Origin of the sequence: Massilia sp., from assembly GCF_031995545.1 — a bacterium.
GTDB lineage: Bacteria > Pseudomonadota > Gammaproteobacteria > Burkholderiales > Burkholderiaceae_D > Telluria.
Genome location: NZ_DAMAGA010000012.1, coordinates 71,307 through 88,517 on the forward strand (window position 1 = coordinate 71,307; position 17,211 = coordinate 88,517).

At 65.2% G+C, this 17,211-nt stretch carries 15 protein-coding genes; 3 read left to right on the plus strand and 12 right to left on the minus strand.

Features of this window, described 5'->3' with window-relative positions:
• Positions 1-11: 11 nt before the first annotated feature.
• Positions 12-2,114: a cytochrome c biogenesis protein ResB gene (locus tag RTQ83_RS11210; protein ID WP_312514376.1), complete on the minus strand. Its 2,103-nt coding sequence runs from the start codon at positions 2,112-2,114 to the stop codon at positions 12-14.
• Between the two features lie 122 nt (positions 2,115-2,236).
• Positions 2,237-2,866: a c-type cytochrome gene (locus RTQ83_RS11215; RefSeq protein ID WP_312514377.1), complete on the minus strand. Its 630-nt coding sequence runs from the start codon at positions 2,864-2,866 to the stop codon at positions 2,237-2,239.
• Between the two features lie 215 nt (positions 2,867-3,081).
• On the opposite strand from RTQ83_RS11215, the gene yihA reads away from it, so the two are divergent.
• Positions 3,082-3,807 (plus strand): ribosome biogenesis GTP-binding protein YihA/YsxC, encoded by a 726-nt coding sequence (gene yihA / locus RTQ83_RS11220; RefSeq protein WP_312514379.1) that lies wholly within the window; start codon positions 3,082-3,084, stop codon positions 3,805-3,807.
• Between the two features lie 20 nt (positions 3,808-3,827).
• Positions 3,828-4,841, plus strand: coding sequence for a porphobilinogen synthase (hemB, locus tag RTQ83_RS11225; protein ID WP_312514381.1), 1,014 nt, complete (start codon positions 3,828-3,830; stop codon positions 4,839-4,841).
• 95 nt (positions 4,842-4,936) lie between these two features.
• On the opposite strand, the gene RTQ83_RS11230 is transcribed toward hemB, so the two are convergent.
• From RTQ83_RS11230 to RTQ83_RS11275, 10 genes are all read right to left on the minus strand, one after another.
• Positions 4,937-5,170 carry a hypothetical protein gene (locus RTQ83_RS11230; protein WP_312514383.1) on the minus strand — a complete coding sequence of 78 codons (234 nt, stop codon included), beginning with the start codon at positions 5,168-5,170 and terminating at the stop codon, positions 4,937-4,939.
• Between the two features lies 1 nt (position 5,171).
• Positions 5,172-5,363 (minus strand): hypothetical protein, encoded by a 192-nt coding sequence (locus RTQ83_RS11235; RefSeq protein WP_312514385.1) that lies wholly within the window; start codon positions 5,361-5,363, stop codon positions 5,172-5,174.
• A gap of 76 nt (positions 5,364-5,439) precedes the next feature.
• Entirely contained in the window at positions 5,440-5,970 is a 531-nt protein-coding gene (locus RTQ83_RS11240) for a cytochrome b (protein WP_312514387.1), read from the minus strand.
• Positions 5,967-7,031, minus strand: coding sequence for a catalase family peroxidase (locus tag RTQ83_RS11245; RefSeq protein WP_312514389.1), 1,065 nt, complete (start codon positions 7,029-7,031; stop codon positions 5,967-5,969). Before RTQ83_RS11245 ends, RTQ83_RS11240 begins: the two co-directional genes overlap by 4 nt.
• A 143-nt stretch (positions 7,032-7,174) precedes the next feature.
• On the minus strand, positions 7,175-8,440 hold the full coding sequence (locus RTQ83_RS11250) for an HD-GYP domain-containing protein (protein WP_312514391.1): 1,266 nt from the start codon (positions 8,438-8,440) through the stop codon (positions 7,175-7,177).
• Positions 8,441-8,812: 372 nt separating this feature from the next.
• Positions 8,813-9,685: a hypothetical protein gene (locus RTQ83_RS11255; RefSeq protein ID WP_312514393.1), complete on the minus strand. Its 873-nt coding sequence runs from the start codon at positions 9,683-9,685 to the stop codon at positions 8,813-8,815.
• Between the two features lie 265 nt (positions 9,686-9,950).
• The gene (locus tag RTQ83_RS11260; protein WP_312514395.1) at positions 9,951-13,073 is read right to left on the minus strand and encodes an efflux RND transporter permease subunit; all 3,123 of its coding nucleotides are present in this window, start codon (positions 13,071-13,073) and stop codon (positions 9,951-9,953) included.
• A complete protein-coding gene (locus tag RTQ83_RS11265) occupies positions 13,070-14,272 on the minus strand; it encodes an efflux RND transporter periplasmic adaptor subunit (protein WP_312514397.1) in 1,203 nt (400 codons plus the stop codon). Before RTQ83_RS11265 ends, RTQ83_RS11260 begins: the two co-directional genes overlap by 4 nt.
• A gap of 113 nt (positions 14,273-14,385) precedes the next feature.
• Complete coding sequence (locus RTQ83_RS11270) at positions 14,386-15,747, minus strand: ATP-binding protein (protein WP_312514399.1); 1,362 nt, start codon at positions 15,745-15,747, stop codon at positions 14,386-14,388.
• Positions 15,744-16,472: a response regulator gene (locus RTQ83_RS11275; RefSeq protein WP_312514401.1), complete on the minus strand. Its 729-nt coding sequence runs from the start codon at positions 16,470-16,472 to the stop codon at positions 15,744-15,746. The genes RTQ83_RS11270 and RTQ83_RS11275 overlap by 4 nt, the downstream gene beginning before the upstream one ends.
• Before the next feature lie 194 nt (positions 16,473-16,666).
• Here RTQ83_RS11275 and RTQ83_RS11280 point away from each other — a divergent pair, with 194 nt between their 5' ends.
• Entirely contained in the window at positions 16,667-17,209 is a 543-nt protein-coding gene (locus RTQ83_RS11280) for a Spy/CpxP family protein refolding chaperone (protein WP_312514402.1), read from the plus strand.
• Positions 17,210-17,211: the final 2 nt, after the last annotated feature.

Here is a 17,211-nt window from a genome sequence, read left to right on the forward strand (position 1 = left end):
CCGTGGCTAGATTACGCCGTCTGCGGCAGCTTTGTCTTCAAGTCGTCGTACTCGCGCTCGAAGTCGAGCGTCTTGCGCTGGGTGCTCATTGCCATCAGCGCCTCGGCGCCGCCGTCCGGCCCACCTTGCCCGTCCTTCACCCAGATCCACACGCGCCGCTCGCGGATGTAGAACATCGCGAACACGCCGGCCACCAGCAGCAGGCAGCCGAAGTAGACCACGTTCTTGCCCGGCGAGCGCGTCATCTGCAGTACCGAGGCCTTGACCTCGGTGAACTCGTCCAGCTGCAGGTAGACCGGGGCGCCGTACAGGAAGCTGTCCGACAGCGCATTGGTGGCCAGCTGCAGGAAGCGGCCGTTGGCGTCGCTGGCCTCGACTGCGGCGTCGCCGTGTTTTTCACGCGCCACCTGCCACAGTTCCCACAGCGCGCCGTTGAGCATCTTCATGAAGATGCCGGCTGCCTTTTCCTGCTCGGCCGCCGGCACCCCTTCCAGGAAGCGCGCCACGCCGACGAAGCCGCCGCGTCCGCCCTCGCCGGCGAAGATCGCCAGCGTGCGCGCCGCGGACTCCTGCAGCTGGCCGGCCAGCGCGCTCGACTGCTGCTGCGGCGACAGCGCGCGCCGCGCATAGCGCTCGGCGGCCAGCGTACGCGCGCCCGGGTCGGCCAGCGCCGCGCGCAGGCGCATCCAGTCGCCCACGCCATACTTGTCGTCGACCGGGATGCGCAGGAAACTGAAGTTCTCGGACGGATTGGCGCGCACGCCGGCCAGGTAGACCTGGCTGCCCTCGAGCGTCACCGGCTGCATGTAGTTCATGAATTCGCGCGCCTGGCCGGTGTGGTCGCGCAGCTTGTACTGCACGCTGGGGCCGACGTTCTTGAGGTCCTTGTTGGCGTCGAGCTTGGCGGCCGCACCCGAGGCCTTGCCCAGGGTGGCGGCGAACTGCTGGTTGAACGACTGGCCCTTGCTTACCGCGCGCACGTCGTTGCCCTGCGCCGTGTTCTCGACGTTGAAGGGACGGAAGCCCGACCACTCGACCGAATAGGTGTCGGCGCCGACCTTGAGCTCGGTGGCGCCGTTGACCTGGCCGGCGATCGGGAACGAAGCGCTGTCGCTGCCGCTCATCGGGAAACCGGTCAGTTTCAATTTGCTGCCGCCATCGTCAAAGCTCGACTGGTAGACGGCAATGCCCTTGTAGATCAGCGGCTGGTTGACCTTGATCGTGGCCGGGAAGGTATTGCCGTCCTGCAGATCGCGCACCACGACATCGCTGGCGAACAGCTTCGGCATGCCGGTCGAGTAGAACTCGATGTGGAATTTCTTCAGCTCGATCGAGAACGGCAATTCCTGGATCAAGACGCCGGTCGACTGGTTCAGGATCGCGGTGCGGCTGCTCTGCCCTTCGGCGATGGCGGTATTGCCGCGGAAGGTCGGGTTGCCGATGCCGAGGCGGTGCTGGGCCGGAATGTCGGCGATCACGCCGTCGCCGGTGAATGGCGTCTTATTGAAGATCCATTGCTGCACGCGTACCGGCAGTTCGGAATCGAGCATGCCGCCGAGCAGGATCACGATGATGGCCGAGTGCGCGAAGATATAGCCGAACTTGTTGCCGGCGCCCTTTTTTGCCGTCACCAGGATGCCGCTGTCCTTGTCGACGATGCGGGTGGCGTAGCCGGCGTGGCGCAGGCGCAACGCGCTCTGCTCGGCCAGCGCAGTGCGGTTCAACGGGGTTTGCCAGGCCAGCTTGTGGTGGAAATTGCGCAGCGAATCTTCGCGCACATTGTCGCGCCAGCTGCGCATGTCGCGCACCATGCGCGGCGCATTGCGTACCACGCACAGTCCGGTCGAGGTGATCAGCACCACCAGCGTTATCAGGAACCAGGGACTGGCGTACACGTTGTACAGGCCGAGCTTGCCGAACACCTCGAACCAGAACGGCCCGAACTGGTTCACGTAGTTGGTCATCGGCTGGTTCTGCTGCAGCACGGTGCCGATCGCCGAGGCGATCGCGATCAGTGTCAGCAGGCTGATCGCGAAGCGCATCGACGAGACCAGCTCGACGGTTTCGTCCAGCCAGCGGCGGCGGGTATTCAGTTCAATTCCGGTGGTACTCATTTTGTATACAATCTGGTCCAGGGCGGCAGTGTACCTGTGCCCGCGAAAAAAAGGGCGACGGCTCGATGCCGGCGCCCTGTTTTTTCTTGCTGTAATTACCTGGCAAACTACCCGGCAAACCGTCAGCGCAGGCCGGCGATGTAGTCGGCCACCGCCTTCATTTCTTCCGGCGACATGCGCTGCGCCAGCGTCGTCATCTGCGGGCTGTTCTTGCGCGCCCCTAACTTGAAGGCGTCGAGCTGGGCCACTGTGTAGTCCTGGTGCTGTCCGGCCAGGCGCGGGTATTGCGCGGGGATGCCGTTGGCGGTGGCGCCGTGGCAGCTGGCGCACGCCGCCACGCCCTTGTCGGCGATGCCGCCTCGATAGATCTTGCGGCCCAGTTCCACCGTATCCTTGTTCTTGGCCGCGCCCGGTTTTTGCTTCTGGGTGGCGAGCCAGGCCGCGATGTCCTTTTTCTCGGCATCGGTCAGCATCTTGGCATAGGTGGTCATGATCGGCTGCTGGCGGTTGGGCGTGGTGAAGTCGACCAGCTGCTTGTGGGTGTAGCTGGCGAACTGGCCGGCCAGCTTGGGATTGGCGACGATCGACGAGTTGCCGGCGGCGCCGTGGCACGACAGGCAGGACGGCAGGCCGCGCGCCGCGTCGCCACTGTCGTACAGGGTGCCGCCGCGGGCCGGATCGACTTTCACGGCGCCGGCCGGGGCGGCGGGCGCAACTGCCGCCGCCGCCGCCAGTGCGGGACCGGGGGCCATCAAACCGCTGCCGAAGACTACTGCCGTCACAACCAACAAGGATCTCAACGCCAAGCGATTCATACTAGCACCCTGAAAAAGTCAAACACGATTGGAATGTCCAGTGCAGCGGTCCTTTGACTGGGCCCGGCCAGGCCGGAGCAGCAATCAACCCCTTATTGTACAATAGCTTTGTTTCTCCATCGCCATTCCCTTGTCATTTAAACCTTTTCCCCATGTCCAGACTTTGGCAGGCCCGGTTCTTCACGACCGTTAATCAGTTGCGCGATTTGCCCGGCACCACGGTGCCCGAAATTGCCTTCGCCGGGCGCTCGAACGCGGGCAAATCCACGGCGATCAATATCCTTACCAACCAGAAGGGCCTGGCGTTCGCGTCCAAGACCCCTGGTCGTACCCAGCACATCAATTACTTCTCGATCGGCGGCGCCCACGTTGGCCAGCACCGCAAGGACGCGGTGCGCGTCGACGAGATCGAAGCGCTGCTGGTCGACCTGCCCGGCTATGGCTACGCCGAAGTGTCGGGCTCGGCCAAGCTGCACTGGCAGAAACTGCTGGGAGATTATGTCCAGCGCCGCGATCAATTGGCCGCGCTGATCCTGATCATGGATTCGCGCCGCCCGTTCACCGACCTGGACGTGCAGATGCTGGAATGGTTCGCCCCGACCGGCAAACCGATCCACTGCATCCTGACCAAGGCCGATAAGCTCAACCGCAACGAATCGACCAACGCCCTGCGCGAAGCACGCGCCGTGCTCGACAGTTATGTCGACGAGGAAGGCAATGGCTTCCCGTTCACAGTGCAGCTGTTCTCGGCCCTGAAGCGCATCGGCCTGGAAGAAGCCGACGCAAAAATCATCGAATTGGCGGGCCTCACGCAGAACGAAGAAAATGCCCCCACCAACGGAGACACGCCGCCGGCGGACGACGCAAGTTCCGTCTGATCTTTAAGGGACTCCACAAGATGACCATCATCACTCCAGCCGCCTACCCGGCGGCCCGCCTGCGCCGCATGCGCCGCGATCCGTTCTCGCGCGCCATGATGCGCGAAAACACCATCACCGCAGCCGACCTGATCTATCCGGTGTTCGTGCTGGAAGGCGAGAACCAGCGCCAGCAAGTGGCCTCGATGCCGGGCGTCGAGCGCCAGTCGCTCGACCTGCTGCTGCAGACCGCCGAAGAATGCGTCAAGCTGGGCATCCCGGCGCTGGCCCTGTTCCCGCTGGTGGACCAGTCGGTCAAGACCTACGACGGCATCGAAGCGACCAACCCGGACGGGCTGGTACCGCGCGTGATCCGCGCGCTGAAAAAGAACTTCCCGGAACTGGGCGTGATCAGCGACATCGCGCTCGACCCGTACACCACCCACGGCCAGGACGGCCTGCCGGACGAGAACGGCTACATCGTCAACGAAAAGACGATCGAGATGCTGGTCAAGCAGGCGCTGACCCATGCCGAAGCCGGCGTCGACGTGGTGGCGCCATCGGACATGATGGACGGCCGCATCGGTGCGATCCGCTCGGCGTTCGAATCCAAGGGCCTGATCCACACCCGCATCATGGCCTATTCGGCCAAGTATGCCTCAAGCTTCTACGGCCCGTTCCGCGACGCGGTGGGCTCGAGCGCCAACCTGGGCAAGGCCGACAAGAACACCTACCAGATGGACCCGGCCAACAGCGACGAAGCGCTGCGCGAAGTGGCGCTGGACCTGGCCGAAGGCGCGGACATGGTGATGGTCAAGCCGGGCATGCCCTACCTGGACGTGGTGCGCCGCGTGAAGGACGAATTCAAGGTGCCGACCTTTGCCTACCAGGTCAGCGGCGAGTACGCGATGCTCAAGGCCGCGGCGATCAATGGCTGGCTCGATCACGACAAGGTCATGATGGAATCGATGATGGCGTTCAAGCGTGCCGGCGCCGATGGCGTGCTGACCTATTTCGCCATGGATATCGCGCGCAAGCTGAAGGCCGGCTACTGATCGCTGCCGTCGCTGCTCGCAATAAAAAAACCGTGCTCTGGCACGGTTTTTTTATGTCCTGGCGCATTCCGGATGGCCGGTAGCGCAACGTCTTTCTAGCGGTCTTCCGGATGCAGACGCCGTTCAGGCGGATCGCCCTCCTCGAAGCCGGCGACGAATACCATCAGCATCTCGTTCGCCACTTTCCGGTCCCCTGCTTCCAGCAAGGTATTCGCAATCTTCGACAAGCCGGCCGGGTCGACCTTGCCGTTGGTCCGATCGAAGGCGCGGCGCGTTACCTTGCCCAGCTCGAATACCAGTTCGGCAGTCGTGTTTTCGCGCTCTGTCATATCACTTCTTCCCTTTCGGCGTTTTGGTGGAGAGAAGATCGTCTATGGAAAGCCCGGCGTTTCTGGCGATGTGCAGGATCTGCTCACGCGCCTGGCTGATTCCCAGAAAGTGCCGCTTCTTTAACTCTTCGCCAACCTGGGCTTCCAGCTTGCGCAATTGAGAAAGTGAATATTTCGACAGATCCTGCATCATGAGCCTCATTAAAAGTAACACGGCCATCATACGCGATCGGTGCGTATCTGCTTCACACAGGTCGATGTACAGCGTCTCAATCGCCCCTGGCCATCTGCCCGAACACGCCGTCGCGCCGCACCCACGCGTGGTACAAGGCCGCGCCCAGATGGGCCAGGATGGTGAAGAACAGCACATACGCCAGCACGCCGTGCAGCGGGCGCAGGATGCCGTACATGACAGGACTGTGCGGCAGGATCGGCGGCAGGCTGACGCCGTCGAACAGCAGCACCGGATAGGCGCCGGCCGACAGCATCGCCCAGCCGATCAGCGGCATCGCCAGCATCAGTACGTACAGCGCCCAGTGCGAGGCCTTGGCGGCCCACACCTGCAGGCGCGGCAAATCGGCGGGCAACGGTGGCGGCGCATGGCGCAGGCGGTTCGCCAGGCGCACGATGGCCAGCAACAGGATCGCCACGCCGAGCGGACGATGCAGGTCGAGCAGCGCCTCGCGGTGGCGCAGCGAGACCACCATGGCGGCGCCGACAAACAGCATGGCCAGGATCGCGACCGCCATCGACCAGTGCAGCACGCGCGCCAGCAGATTGAAATGGCGTGGACGGTTCATCGTGCGCTCCCGTGTTGTGCCGCGCCCTGGCTGACTTCGCGTTCGCGCCGATTGAACGATACCGAATAGACCGACGAGCGTGCGTGCAGCACCGGGTCGTCGGTTGCCGCAATACCTTGCGGCAGGATCAGGGGATCGAAATTCAGGTCGCGGCAAGCGCCGTCCGCCTGTGGTTCGGCGCGCACCAGCGTCAGCGTGCCGGCCACGGTTTCAGGGCGGGACTCTGGCCAGGCCCTGGATGGGTCTTCGATCGGATCGCCCGGCGCCGCAAACTGCATCACCATGTCCCAGCGCAGCGGGCCGGCGGCCAGACGGCGGTCGAGGTCGGCCGCCAGGAAGTCGTTCGCCGCGCCTTGCAGCTGCGCCGGATCGGCGGCCACGAAGGGCGCATGCGGGCGCATCGACCAGCGCACGGCGCGCGTCTCGCCCTGGGCGTTGGTCAGGCGGAAGGCATTGACGCCATTGAAACGGGTATTGGCCAGGCTGTCGGGTGTCGGTGCGCTTTTCGACCACGCCATGAAGTTGGCGATTTCAGGATAGCGCGCCAGCACCGCCTTCATTTTCTCCGGGTCCGGCTTGCCGGTCGCCGGATCCGGCAAGCGGGCCGCATTCATGGCCTGGAAGCCTTGCGGCGTGGAGGACGCGAAGAACGGGAAACTGTTCATCGCCATGCGCCACTCCTGGCCGTCGTCGGTCTTCAGTTGCAGCGCCATGCCGCGCACGGCGGCCTTGTTGTCCGGCGCGTGCGGATCGTTGCCCGGATTGGAGAAGCGGCCCAGTACCGGCGTCGACGGCTGCGCGAACACGCGCGCCGTGGACAGCTGCGCGGCGGCGGGCGTGGGCGTGAAGGTGCCGGCGATACAGATGCCTTTGGCGTGCGCCCGGCGAAAGCCCGGCGGCGTACCGGATGCCTCGGCGGTATTGACCATGGTTTGCGGCGTCACGCCGTGCTCGCCGATCCAGCCGCCGGTCCATGCGAACAGCAGGGCCAGCGCAATCACGATCAGCGCAATGGGCAGCAACAAGAGCGGGGAGCCGCGGCGCGGCGTGGGAGTCGGCATCGTCAAACGCTTTCGTCAGGATTCAGGCCGGCGCATCAGCCGGTGCGGGCCGGATTGTCGCATGACTAACAAGTTAACGTCGTACCGGACTCCGGTTCAGCGCGGTGCCCTGGCAGGCGCCAGCCGCGCCCGCTCTCGTCGCCTCAGCACATCAATCCCAGCAAGCCCTCGACATCCTTGATCGACGTGCGCGCCGGCCCCAGCTGCAGCGCCAGGTCGCGCCCGATGTCGCGCACGCGCCAGCTGATTTCGCTCAGCGCCAGTTCGCTCTCGAAGATCTCGGCGGCACCCGGCGGCGCCCCTTCCGTCACCGCGATGCGCATGTCGAGGCCGGTGGCCATGAAGGCGCGCTGCACCAGCGCCAGGCGTTCGCGCGTGCGCAGCAGCAGGTCGAGGTGCTTGGGGGCGACCGCGCCACTGCGGGCGATCTGGGCCGCCAGCTCGGTGGCCTGGTTCATCCGTTCGGACAGCCGGATGATCTCGTCGTCGCCGATCCCCGCTACTTCCAGCCCGAAGTCGTCGCCGCCGAGCTTGCGGCTGGCCTGCGACATCAGGGCCGAGATCGTACGCGGGTGTTCGCCGCTGATCACCTTCAGCGCCATGTCGGCGCGCTGCAGCGGGTTCGGTTCGTGCAGCAGCCCGGCGATCAGTTCGGCGCCGGCGACCAGCTGGCCGGCGGTACTGCTTTGCCCCACCACCATGGCGCGCGGGTAACCGGTGCCGTTCAGGCGCTCATGGTGTTCGGCCACCGCGATCGCCACCGCCGGCGGGCAGTCGCCCAGGTCCTGGATCAGCAGGCGGCCGATCTGCGGGTGGACGATGACGTGTGCCCATTCTTCCGGCGCCAGCACGTGGGTTGCGCGCAGCAGCTCCGGGTTGATGTACAGCTCGCCGATATCGTGCAGCACACCGGCCGTCACGCTGGTACGGCGTATGTCCGGCCCCTGGCCGGCATGCGCAGCGAAGGCCAGCGCCAGCGTCGCCACCTCGGCCACGTGGCGCAGTCCGTTCGGATCGCCGCGGTCGATCATGGTCAGCATCATCGCCAGCGGCGGGGAGAATTCGAGTGCGTCGAGCTCGCGCCGCAACGTGTCGCCGGTGATCCCCGACAGACCGAGAATCGCGCCCAGCGCGGCCGACTCTTCGACCGCGCGCGCGGCGCGATCGGCCAGCGAGCGCGCGTCGATGGCGCCATCGACGGCGATGCAGGATTCGATTGGTTTACGCAGCCGGTGCACGATCAGCCGCTCCTGCAGTCTGCGCGACACCTGGGCGCCCTTTGCCAGCAACTTGTTGCCGTGGGTATCGTAGATGTCCTCGGTCGCGGTCACGCCGACTTCTTCGGAAAGCGCCAGCACCTTGTCGAGATAATGCTCGTTGACGACGGCGCCTGATCGGTGATCGGTCATGGAGTGCCTGTGTGATGACCGCTAGCGATCAATGAAAATTTGCTATTTGCCTTTCGACAATTAGCCCACAAGCAATCATATAACATTTGCCAAAAAGATGTCGTACGGCAACAAGAGATAATATATTTACATTGGCCGAAAAGTGGGACATTTGCGGGCCAGAAAATTGCCTGCCGGAGTAACAAACAAGGTCGAGACAGACCAATGCGGTGTACTAAGCGCCGGACTGGGGTCAGGTCCGAAAAGTGGACACAGGCTGAGCATTACCTAACGCGGCAACTTGAAACTACAGCAACCAATGCTCAGCTCGTGTCGACTTGTCGGATCTGACCCCACGGATATAAAAGGGTGATGGGCGTCGGTACCGACGCCTTAGCGTCCGGGCGGCGCCTTGTAGTCGGGGAACATCTCTTTGTAGAGGAAGGCCATCAGCTGGTCGGTATCCTGCGGACGGGCGCTGAGCTTGACCACGCGGCCCAGGCGGTGCGAGTCCCACTCGAAGTCGCCGGTCTTTTCGCGGCGGATCAGCTCGATCATCTTCTTGATCACCGCCGTTTCGACATCCGGCTCGCTGCCCTGCTCCACCGTCACCGCCGTCAGCCAGCGCCGCTTGAAGCTCGGGTTCCAGCCGCGGAACTTCAGGTCCATGCTGTGGAAGGTCTTGTTCGAGACCGAGAAGATGCCGCCGCTCTCGTTGCTGTCGTCACGCCCGCGTCCGTTGATAGCGGCGATGTTCGCCAGCGCGTTGCGGGTGCCGCGCGCGGCTTCGCTTTCCTCGCTCGGGGTTTCGCTGCCGGTCGGGGCGCCGCGCTGCTTGCGGCGCGCTTCGATGTAGGCGGCCATGTCGGTCTCGGGCGGGACCTCGGTCTTCGGCTGTGGCGCCGGAGCCGGCGGCGGTTGCTCGGCCGGCTGCTCGTCGGGGATCGTGATCGTGTCCGGCAGGCGCTGCACGATGACGCGCTCCTGCTGCGGGCGCGGCGTGCTCTTCGGTGTCGGGGTCTTGGTCGGGGCCGGCGTCGGACGCGGCTTGGGCGCCTGCTCGCGCGGCGCCGGGGTCGGTTGCGACAAGGGCGCCACGTACACCACTTCGCTTTCGCGGTCGGCGGCCGGCTTGGCGCGCTTTTCCTGGTCTTCCTCGGGCTGGAAGAAGTACAGCGCCACCAGCAGCAAGTGCAGCGCGATCGTGCCGACCAAGCCCAGCCGGTTCGGTCCCTGGCGCCCATAGGATGGGGCGGGACGCGTCAAAGGCTGCCCGCAGTGGGAGCACACGTCACTGTCCGCATCGAAGGTATGGGAATGGTCGCGCAAGGTAGATCGGGTTCCTGGAAGCGGCGTGTCGAAAAAACGGCAGAGAGCCGAAGTCTAACCGTTTTGCGTCGCGGACGCATCACGCGAGCGGCGCGGCCGGTGTGGTCAACTCATTAATGGATGTTACCAAATGTTTCCGGCCGCCATAGAGGATCCGGTTGCGATCCCCGATGGCGGCCGGCTGACTCCCCTTGCCTATGTTTCAAGCAGGATGCGCGGGATGATGCATGCCTGGTGCCGCTTCGTCGAGCTTGACCATCTGCTCGTCGCTCATCGGTCCGGTGCCGCTGTACTTGTCCAGGTACAGGTAGATCACCGGGGTGATGTACAGCGTGATCACCTGCGAGAAGATCAGGCCGCCGCACACCGCCAGGCCCAGCGGCTGGCGCAGCTCGGCGCCGGCACCGATGCCGAGCGCGATCGGCAGCGCGCCCATCAGCGCAGCCAGCGTGGTCATCAGGATCGGGCGGAAACGCAGGATGCAGGCCTCGCGGATCGCCGCTTCCGGCGTCATTCCCCCATTGCGCTGGGCGTCGAGGGCGAAGTCGATCATCATGATCGCGTTCTTCTTGACGATACCGATCAGCATCAGGATGCCGATCATGGCGATCAGGGTCAGGTCCATGTCGAACAGCCACAGCGTGAGCAGCGCGCCCACCGCCGCCGACGGCAGGCCGGCGAGGATGGTCAGCGGGTGGATATAGCTTTCGTACAGCACGCCGAGCAGCACGTAGATCACGCCGATCGCGGTAATGATCAGGATCAGCTGGCTCGACTGGGTGTCCTGGAACACCGCGGCGTCGCCGCCGTAGTTGGTGATCACCGATGCCGGCAGCTTCATTTCGGTCTTCATCGCCTCAATGGCGTCGGTGGCGTCGCCCAGCGGCACGCCCGGCGCCAGGTTGAACGACAGCGTGATGGCCTGCAATTGCCCCTGGTGATTCACCTGCAGCGGGCCGACGGTGCGGCGCACGCTGGCGATGCTCGACAGCTTCACCAGCTCGCCGCTCTTGCTGCGCACCGAGACGCGCGACAGCGCTTCGTCGTAGTAGCGGTCGCTGGCCGCCGCTTCCAGGATCACGTAGTAGCTGGCGGCGGTCGAATAAATCGTCGAGACCTGGCGCTCGCCGAACGAGGCGTACATCACGGTACGGATGTCGGCCATCTGCACGCCCAGCAGCGCCGCCTTGTCGCGGTCGATATCGACCGTGGCTTGCAGCGCCTTGTTCTGCGAGTCGCTGTTGACGTCGCGGAAGCGGTCGTCGGCGCGCATGCGCTCCAGGAATTGCTCGGCCCAGCCGCCGATCTCGCCGCCGGATACGCTCTGCAGCGTGTACTGGTAACGCGATTTGCTCTGGCGCCCGCCCAATTGAAGGTTCTGCACCGGGGCCAGGAATACCTGCACGCCGGCGACCGAGCGCGTCGCCTTGCGCAGATCGTCCACCACCAGGTCCATCGGCGGACGCTCGCCGCGCGGTTTGAGCACCAGGAACATGCGGCCGGTATTGCCGCCGCCGCTGAACGAGGTCGTGTCCTGCACGTACGGGTTGGCGCGCACGATGTCGACCACTTTACCTTGCAGCTCGGCCAGCGCCACCGACGAGGTGTCTTCGGACGCTTCCACCGTCACGCGGATCTGGCCGATGTCTTCCTCGGGGAAGAAGCCCTTCGGCATGCTCATGTACAGCACGGCGGTCAGGGCGAAGGTGCCGGCGGCCAGCAGCAGCACCAGCGGCTTGACGCGCAGCGCTTTATCGAGCGAGCGGCCATAGGCGTCGCGCACATTGACGAACATGGCTTCGAAGCGGCGCCCGATCCACGACATGTCTTTCGGATCGACGTGGCCGCCATCCTTGAGCAGGCGCGAGCACAGCATCGGCACCAGTGTCAGCGACACCGCCGCCGACACCAGCACCGCCAGGCCGACGATCACCGCGAATTCGCGGAACAGCAGGCCGATCACGCCCGGCATGAAGAAGATCGGGATGAACACCGCCACCAGCGAGATCGAGATCGAGATGATGGTGAAGCCCATCTCGCGCGCGCCGATCAGCGACGCGGCCAGCGGCTTCTTGCCCATCTCCATGTGGCGCACGATGTTTTCCAGCACCACGATGGCGTCGTCGACCACCAGGCCCACCGCCAGCGTGATACCCAGCAGCGAGATGTTGTCGAGGCTATAGCCCAGCCAGTAGAGCAGCGACAGCGCGCCCAGCAGCGAGATCGGCACCGTCACCGCGGGAATGAAGGTGGCGGCGGCGCGGTGCAGGAACAGGAAGATCACCAGGATCACCAGGATCACGGTGCCCAGCAGGGTCAGGTTGACGTCGTGGATCGCTTCGCGGATCGACAGCGAGCGGTCGTTGACCAGGTCGATCTTGATCGACGAAGGCAATTGCTCCTGGAAGCGCGGGATCAGCGCGCGCACGGCGTCGACCACCTGCACCGTGTTGGCATTCGGCTGGCGCTGCACCATCAGCGAGATCGAGCGCTCGCCGTTCAGGCTGCCCATCGCCTTCACCGACTGGTAGCTGTCCTGGACGTCGGCGATGTCCTTCAGGCGCACCGCCAGGCCGTCGCGGCTGGCGACGATCAGGTTGGCGAAGTCGGCCGCCTTCATCAGCTGGCCGCCGCCCTGGATCGTCAGGGCCTGGGTCGGACCGTCGAGCAGGCCGAGCGGCGTATTCGAGTTGGCCGAGCGCAGCGCCGCGGCCAGTTCATCCATCGAGATATTGCGCGCGTTCATCAGGTCGGACTTGGCGCGCACCCGCACGGCAAAACGCTTGCCGCCGTTGATCGAGACTTGCGACACGCCCGGCACGGTGGAAATGGCCGGCGAGACCAGGTTCTCGGCGTAGTCGTTCAGCTCCGACAGGTCCATCGACGGCGAGGTCATGTGCATGAACAGGATCGGGGCGTCGGCCGGATTCACCTTGCGGTAGGACGGCAGATCGGTCATTTCCAGCGGCAGCTGGCGCTGGGCGCCGAGCAGCGCGGCCTGGACGTCGACCGCCACCTTGTCGACATCGATCGAGGTGTCGAATTCGAGCGTGACCGAGGTGTTGCCCTGGGTGCTGGTCGAGGTGATCAGCTTGATGCCGGCGATGGTCGAGAACTGCTTTTCGAGCGGCAGCGCCACCGACGAGGCCATCGTTTCCGGGCTGGCGCCGGCCAGGTTGGCGTTCACCTGGATCACCGGCGTGTTATAGCTGGGCAGCGCCGCGACCGGGATGTTCATATAGGCCAGGATGCCGACCAGCACCAGGCTGATCGACAGCAGCACCACCATCACCGGACGGCGGATACACAGTTCGGACAGATTCATGCCTGTTCGCCCTTTTTGGCTGCAGGAGCGGCCGCGCGCTTGCTGCCACCGGCGGCGGCGGCCAGTTTCACCTTGCCGCCCGGGCGCAGGTTCTGCTTGCCTTCGGTGATGACCTGTTCATTGCCGTTCAGCCCGGTGACCACGGCCTGGTCGCCATACGCATACACGCGCTTGACCGGCACCTGGCGCGCCGCGTTGCCTTCGCCGACCACGTACACGAAGTTGCCCTGGTTCTGGGTCACGATCGCGCCCTGTGGGATCACCACCGCATCCTTGAGCGTCTGCACCGTGACGTGAGCGGTAACATACTGGCCCGGCCACAGGCGGGTGTCGCGGTTGGCGAATTCGCCCTTCACGCGGATGGTGCCGGCCTGGGCGTCGACGGCATTGTCGATGAAGCTCAGCTTGCCCAGCGCCGGGACGCTGTCTTCGGTGGCGCCATTGCCGGTGTTCACACGCACCTCAACCTGGCCGCTCTTCTGCGCCGCCAGCAGCGCGCCGAGTGACGATTCCGGCAGCGTGAACGAGACATTGATCGGATCGAGCTGGGTGATGCTGGTGAGCGAGGTCGTCATCTGCACCAGGCTGCCCGGATGCACGTCGATGGCGCCGACCCGGCCCGACATCGGGGCGCGGATCGCGGTGTAGCTGGCGCTCACTTGCGCCGAGCGTGCCGCGGCCTGGTTCGACTGCACCAGCGCGCGCTGCGCTTCCACCTGGCTCAGCAGCGAATCGAGCGCGCTCTGAGCCAGGAAGTTCTGCGACACCAGTTCCTGGCTGCGCTTGTACTGGCGCTCGAGGTCGGCCAGGGTGGCGCGGTCGCGCGCCACCTGGGCATCGGCGCGGGCCACGTTGGCCTGGTCGGCGCGGTCGTCGAGCGAGAACATCAGCTGGCCTTCCTTGACGAAGTCGCCTTCGCGGATGTGGACCTTGCGGATGGTGGAGGTGGTCTGGGGATGCAGGTCGACGGTGCGCAGCGGGGTCACGGTGCCGTTGGCGAACAGTTCGACGCCGACGTCGCGTCGCTGCGGCGCCACGACGTTGACCGTTACCGGGGGACGGGCGCCGCCGGCACCGGGCCCGCCTGGACCGCCCTTGCCGCTTTCGGCATGGGCGTCGTTGCCCTGGTTGAAGTACCAGCCGCCGGCCACGACCAGCGCCGCCACCACGGCGATGACGCCGACATTCTTCTTTTTCATTCTCGTCCCTCGCCGCCCGTGCCGACGGCTTCTGTCAATGTTCAAGTGATGCGTGCAGCCAAATGAGCGCCGCATTGTCTCACAGTAATATTACTGAGTTATTAATTCTGTCTTTACTTGTTCGGGTAATACTCGGGCAGCATCAGCGTCACTTCCAGCCCGCCTTCAGGATGGTTCGCCAGCGTGATGCTGCCGCCGTGGTGCTCGGCGATATTGCGCGCGATCGTCAGGCCCAGGCCGGTGCCGCCGGATTCGCGCGAGCGCGAGGTCTCGACCCGGTAGAACGGATCGAACACGCGGCCCAGCTCGGTTTTCGGAATGCCCGGCCCGTTGTCGCGGATGCGGATCCGCGCAGCGCCGTTGATGCGGTCGACCGTGACGCGCGCCTCGCGCCCGTACTTGACCGCGTTGTCGATCAGGTTGCCCAGACAGCGGCGCAGGTCGAGCGGGCGGCCCAGCAGCGCCATCGCGGCGCGGCCGGTGAGCGTGACTTCCTGGCCGGCGTCGCTGGCGTCGGCGCACACCGCCTCCAGCAGCGAATCGAGGTCGAGCGCCTGCATCGTTTCGGTGGTGTCCATGCTGCGCGCCAGCACCAGGCCTTCGCGCACCATCTGCTGCATCGCCGACAGGTCGCCGATCAGGCGTTCCTGCAATTCTCCGTCGGACACTTTTTCAAGGCGCAGGCGCATCCGCGTGAGCGGGGTCTGCAAATCGTGGGTGATCGCGGCCAGCATCTGCGTGCGCTGGAAGATGTACTGGCGGATGCGCGCCTGCATCGCATTGAAGGCGGCGCTGGCCTGGCGGATCTCGCTGGCGCCGGTGAGGTCGAGCGGCGCGCGGTTGATGTCCTGGCCCAGGTCTTGCGCGGCCTGCGCCAGCTGCTTGAACGGACGCACGGTCATGCGCGCCACCAGGTAGGCCAGCACGGCGATGCTGAACATGAACAGCAGCACCAGCGCGCGCAGGTCGGTGTCGCCGCTGATCAGCGAGCCGCGCGGCGGCAGCACCGACAGGCGCAGCTCGGCGCCGTCGCGCAGGTGGATATTGAGCGATTCGCAGGCGCCGCCGTAATCGAGATTGAGCAGGCCGTACATCAGCGGCTGGCTGACCGCGCTGTCGCAGGCCGGCGGACGGGTGGCGGCCGAGGCCACCTGGTAGCCCTTGCCCAGGCGCGTCGACAGCAGCCTGGCGAACGGGGTGATGGCGCCGTCCGGCGGCAGGCCTTCGCTGACCTGCAGTTCCAGGCCCGGACGGTTGGCGACGTCGAGGTAGATCGAACGGGCCGAGGCCGGCACGATCTCAGTGGCCATGATCAGTTGCTCGGCGCGTTCCAGCAGGTGCTGGTCGCGCTGGCGTTCCCAGTCGCGCAGGCGCTGGTAGTCGGCCGCCAGCTGGGTCAGCGTGGCCGAGATCAATACCCCTAGCAATAGCGTGATGAACACGCGCCCGGTCATGGAACCGAGAAAGGCTTTCACGCCGCCGGCTCCACCGTCACCTGGCCGGCCAGCACGTAGCCGCCGTTACGCACCGTCTTGATGATTTGCGGCATGCGCGCGTCTTCGCCCAGCTTCTGGCGCAGGCGGCTGATCTGGATGTCGATCGAGCGGTCGAACGGGTCGGCATCGCGCCCCTGCGTCAGGTTCAGCAGCTGGTCGCGGTTCAGCACGCGGTTCGGATGCTCCAGGAACACGCGCAGCAGGCGGAACTCGGCGCCCGAGAGCATGATGACAATGCCGTCCGGGTTGACCAGGTGGCGCGCGGTCAGGTCCAGGGTCCAGTTGGAAAAACGCATCTGCTGCACGTTCTCGGACGGCGCATTGGACGGCATCGCGTGCGAGCGGCGCAGCACGCTGCGGATACGCGCCAGCAGCTCGCGCGGCTCGAACGGCTTCGGCAGGTAGTCGTCGGCGCCCATCTCCAGGCCCAGGATGCGGTCCAGCGGTTCGTTGCGGGCGGTCAGCATGATCACCGGCAGGGTCGAAGTGGCGCGCAGCTTGCGGCACAGGGTCAGGCCGTCGTCGCCCGGCATGTTCAGGTCGAGCACGATCAGGTCGGGACGGGCATCCTCGAGCGCTTTCCACATGCCGATGCCGTCGGCGGCCGCCAGGGTGCGGTAGCCGTTCGACTCGAGGTAATCGGCCAGCAGCGTGCGGATGTCGCGGTCGTCGTCGACGATCAGAATCGTAGAGGGATTGTCCATAACCTCAATTATCCGAGTTTATGACAAGACTGCGGCAGCATTTTGTATCGCTGTGTATAAGCCGAAAGGCGCGAAACATATTGATACAAAGTACGAGACAGGGGAAATCCAGCGGTTACAACTTTTGGTGAAGATGGGTCCTGTGCACAGCGAGTTTCGACTGCACGACACCCATCTCACACAAAGGAACCGCCATGAACACCCTTCGCAAGCACCTCGTGATCGCCTTCACCGCAGCCGGCCTGTTCGGCGCCGCCGTCGGCGCGCAAGCCCAGAGCACCGCGGCCCCGGCCGAAGGCCGTCACGCCCACGCCATGACCCAGGAACAGCGCGCCGCCAAGAAAGCCGAATGGCAGGCCAAGCGCGCCGAGCGTCATGCGCAGATGCAGGCCAAGCGCGCCGAACACCAGGCCAGGCTGCGCGACGCACTCAAGCTCAACGCGCAGCAGCAGCCGGCCTGGGACGCCTTCGTTGCCAGCATGACGCCGCAGAAACGTGGCGAGGGCCAGCGTGCCGGCCGTCCGGACCGCGCCGCATTCGCCAAACTGAGCGCACCACAGCGCATGGAACGCCACATCGCCATGCAGAAGCAGCGTACCACGCGCATGGAAGCGCGTCTGGCGGCGCTGAACAACTTCTACTCGGTGCTGACGCCGGAGCAGCGCAAGACGTTTGACGAGCAAAGCAAGCATCGTCGCGGTGGCCGTCATCATCAGCATCAGCAGCGCGCTGCCTGATC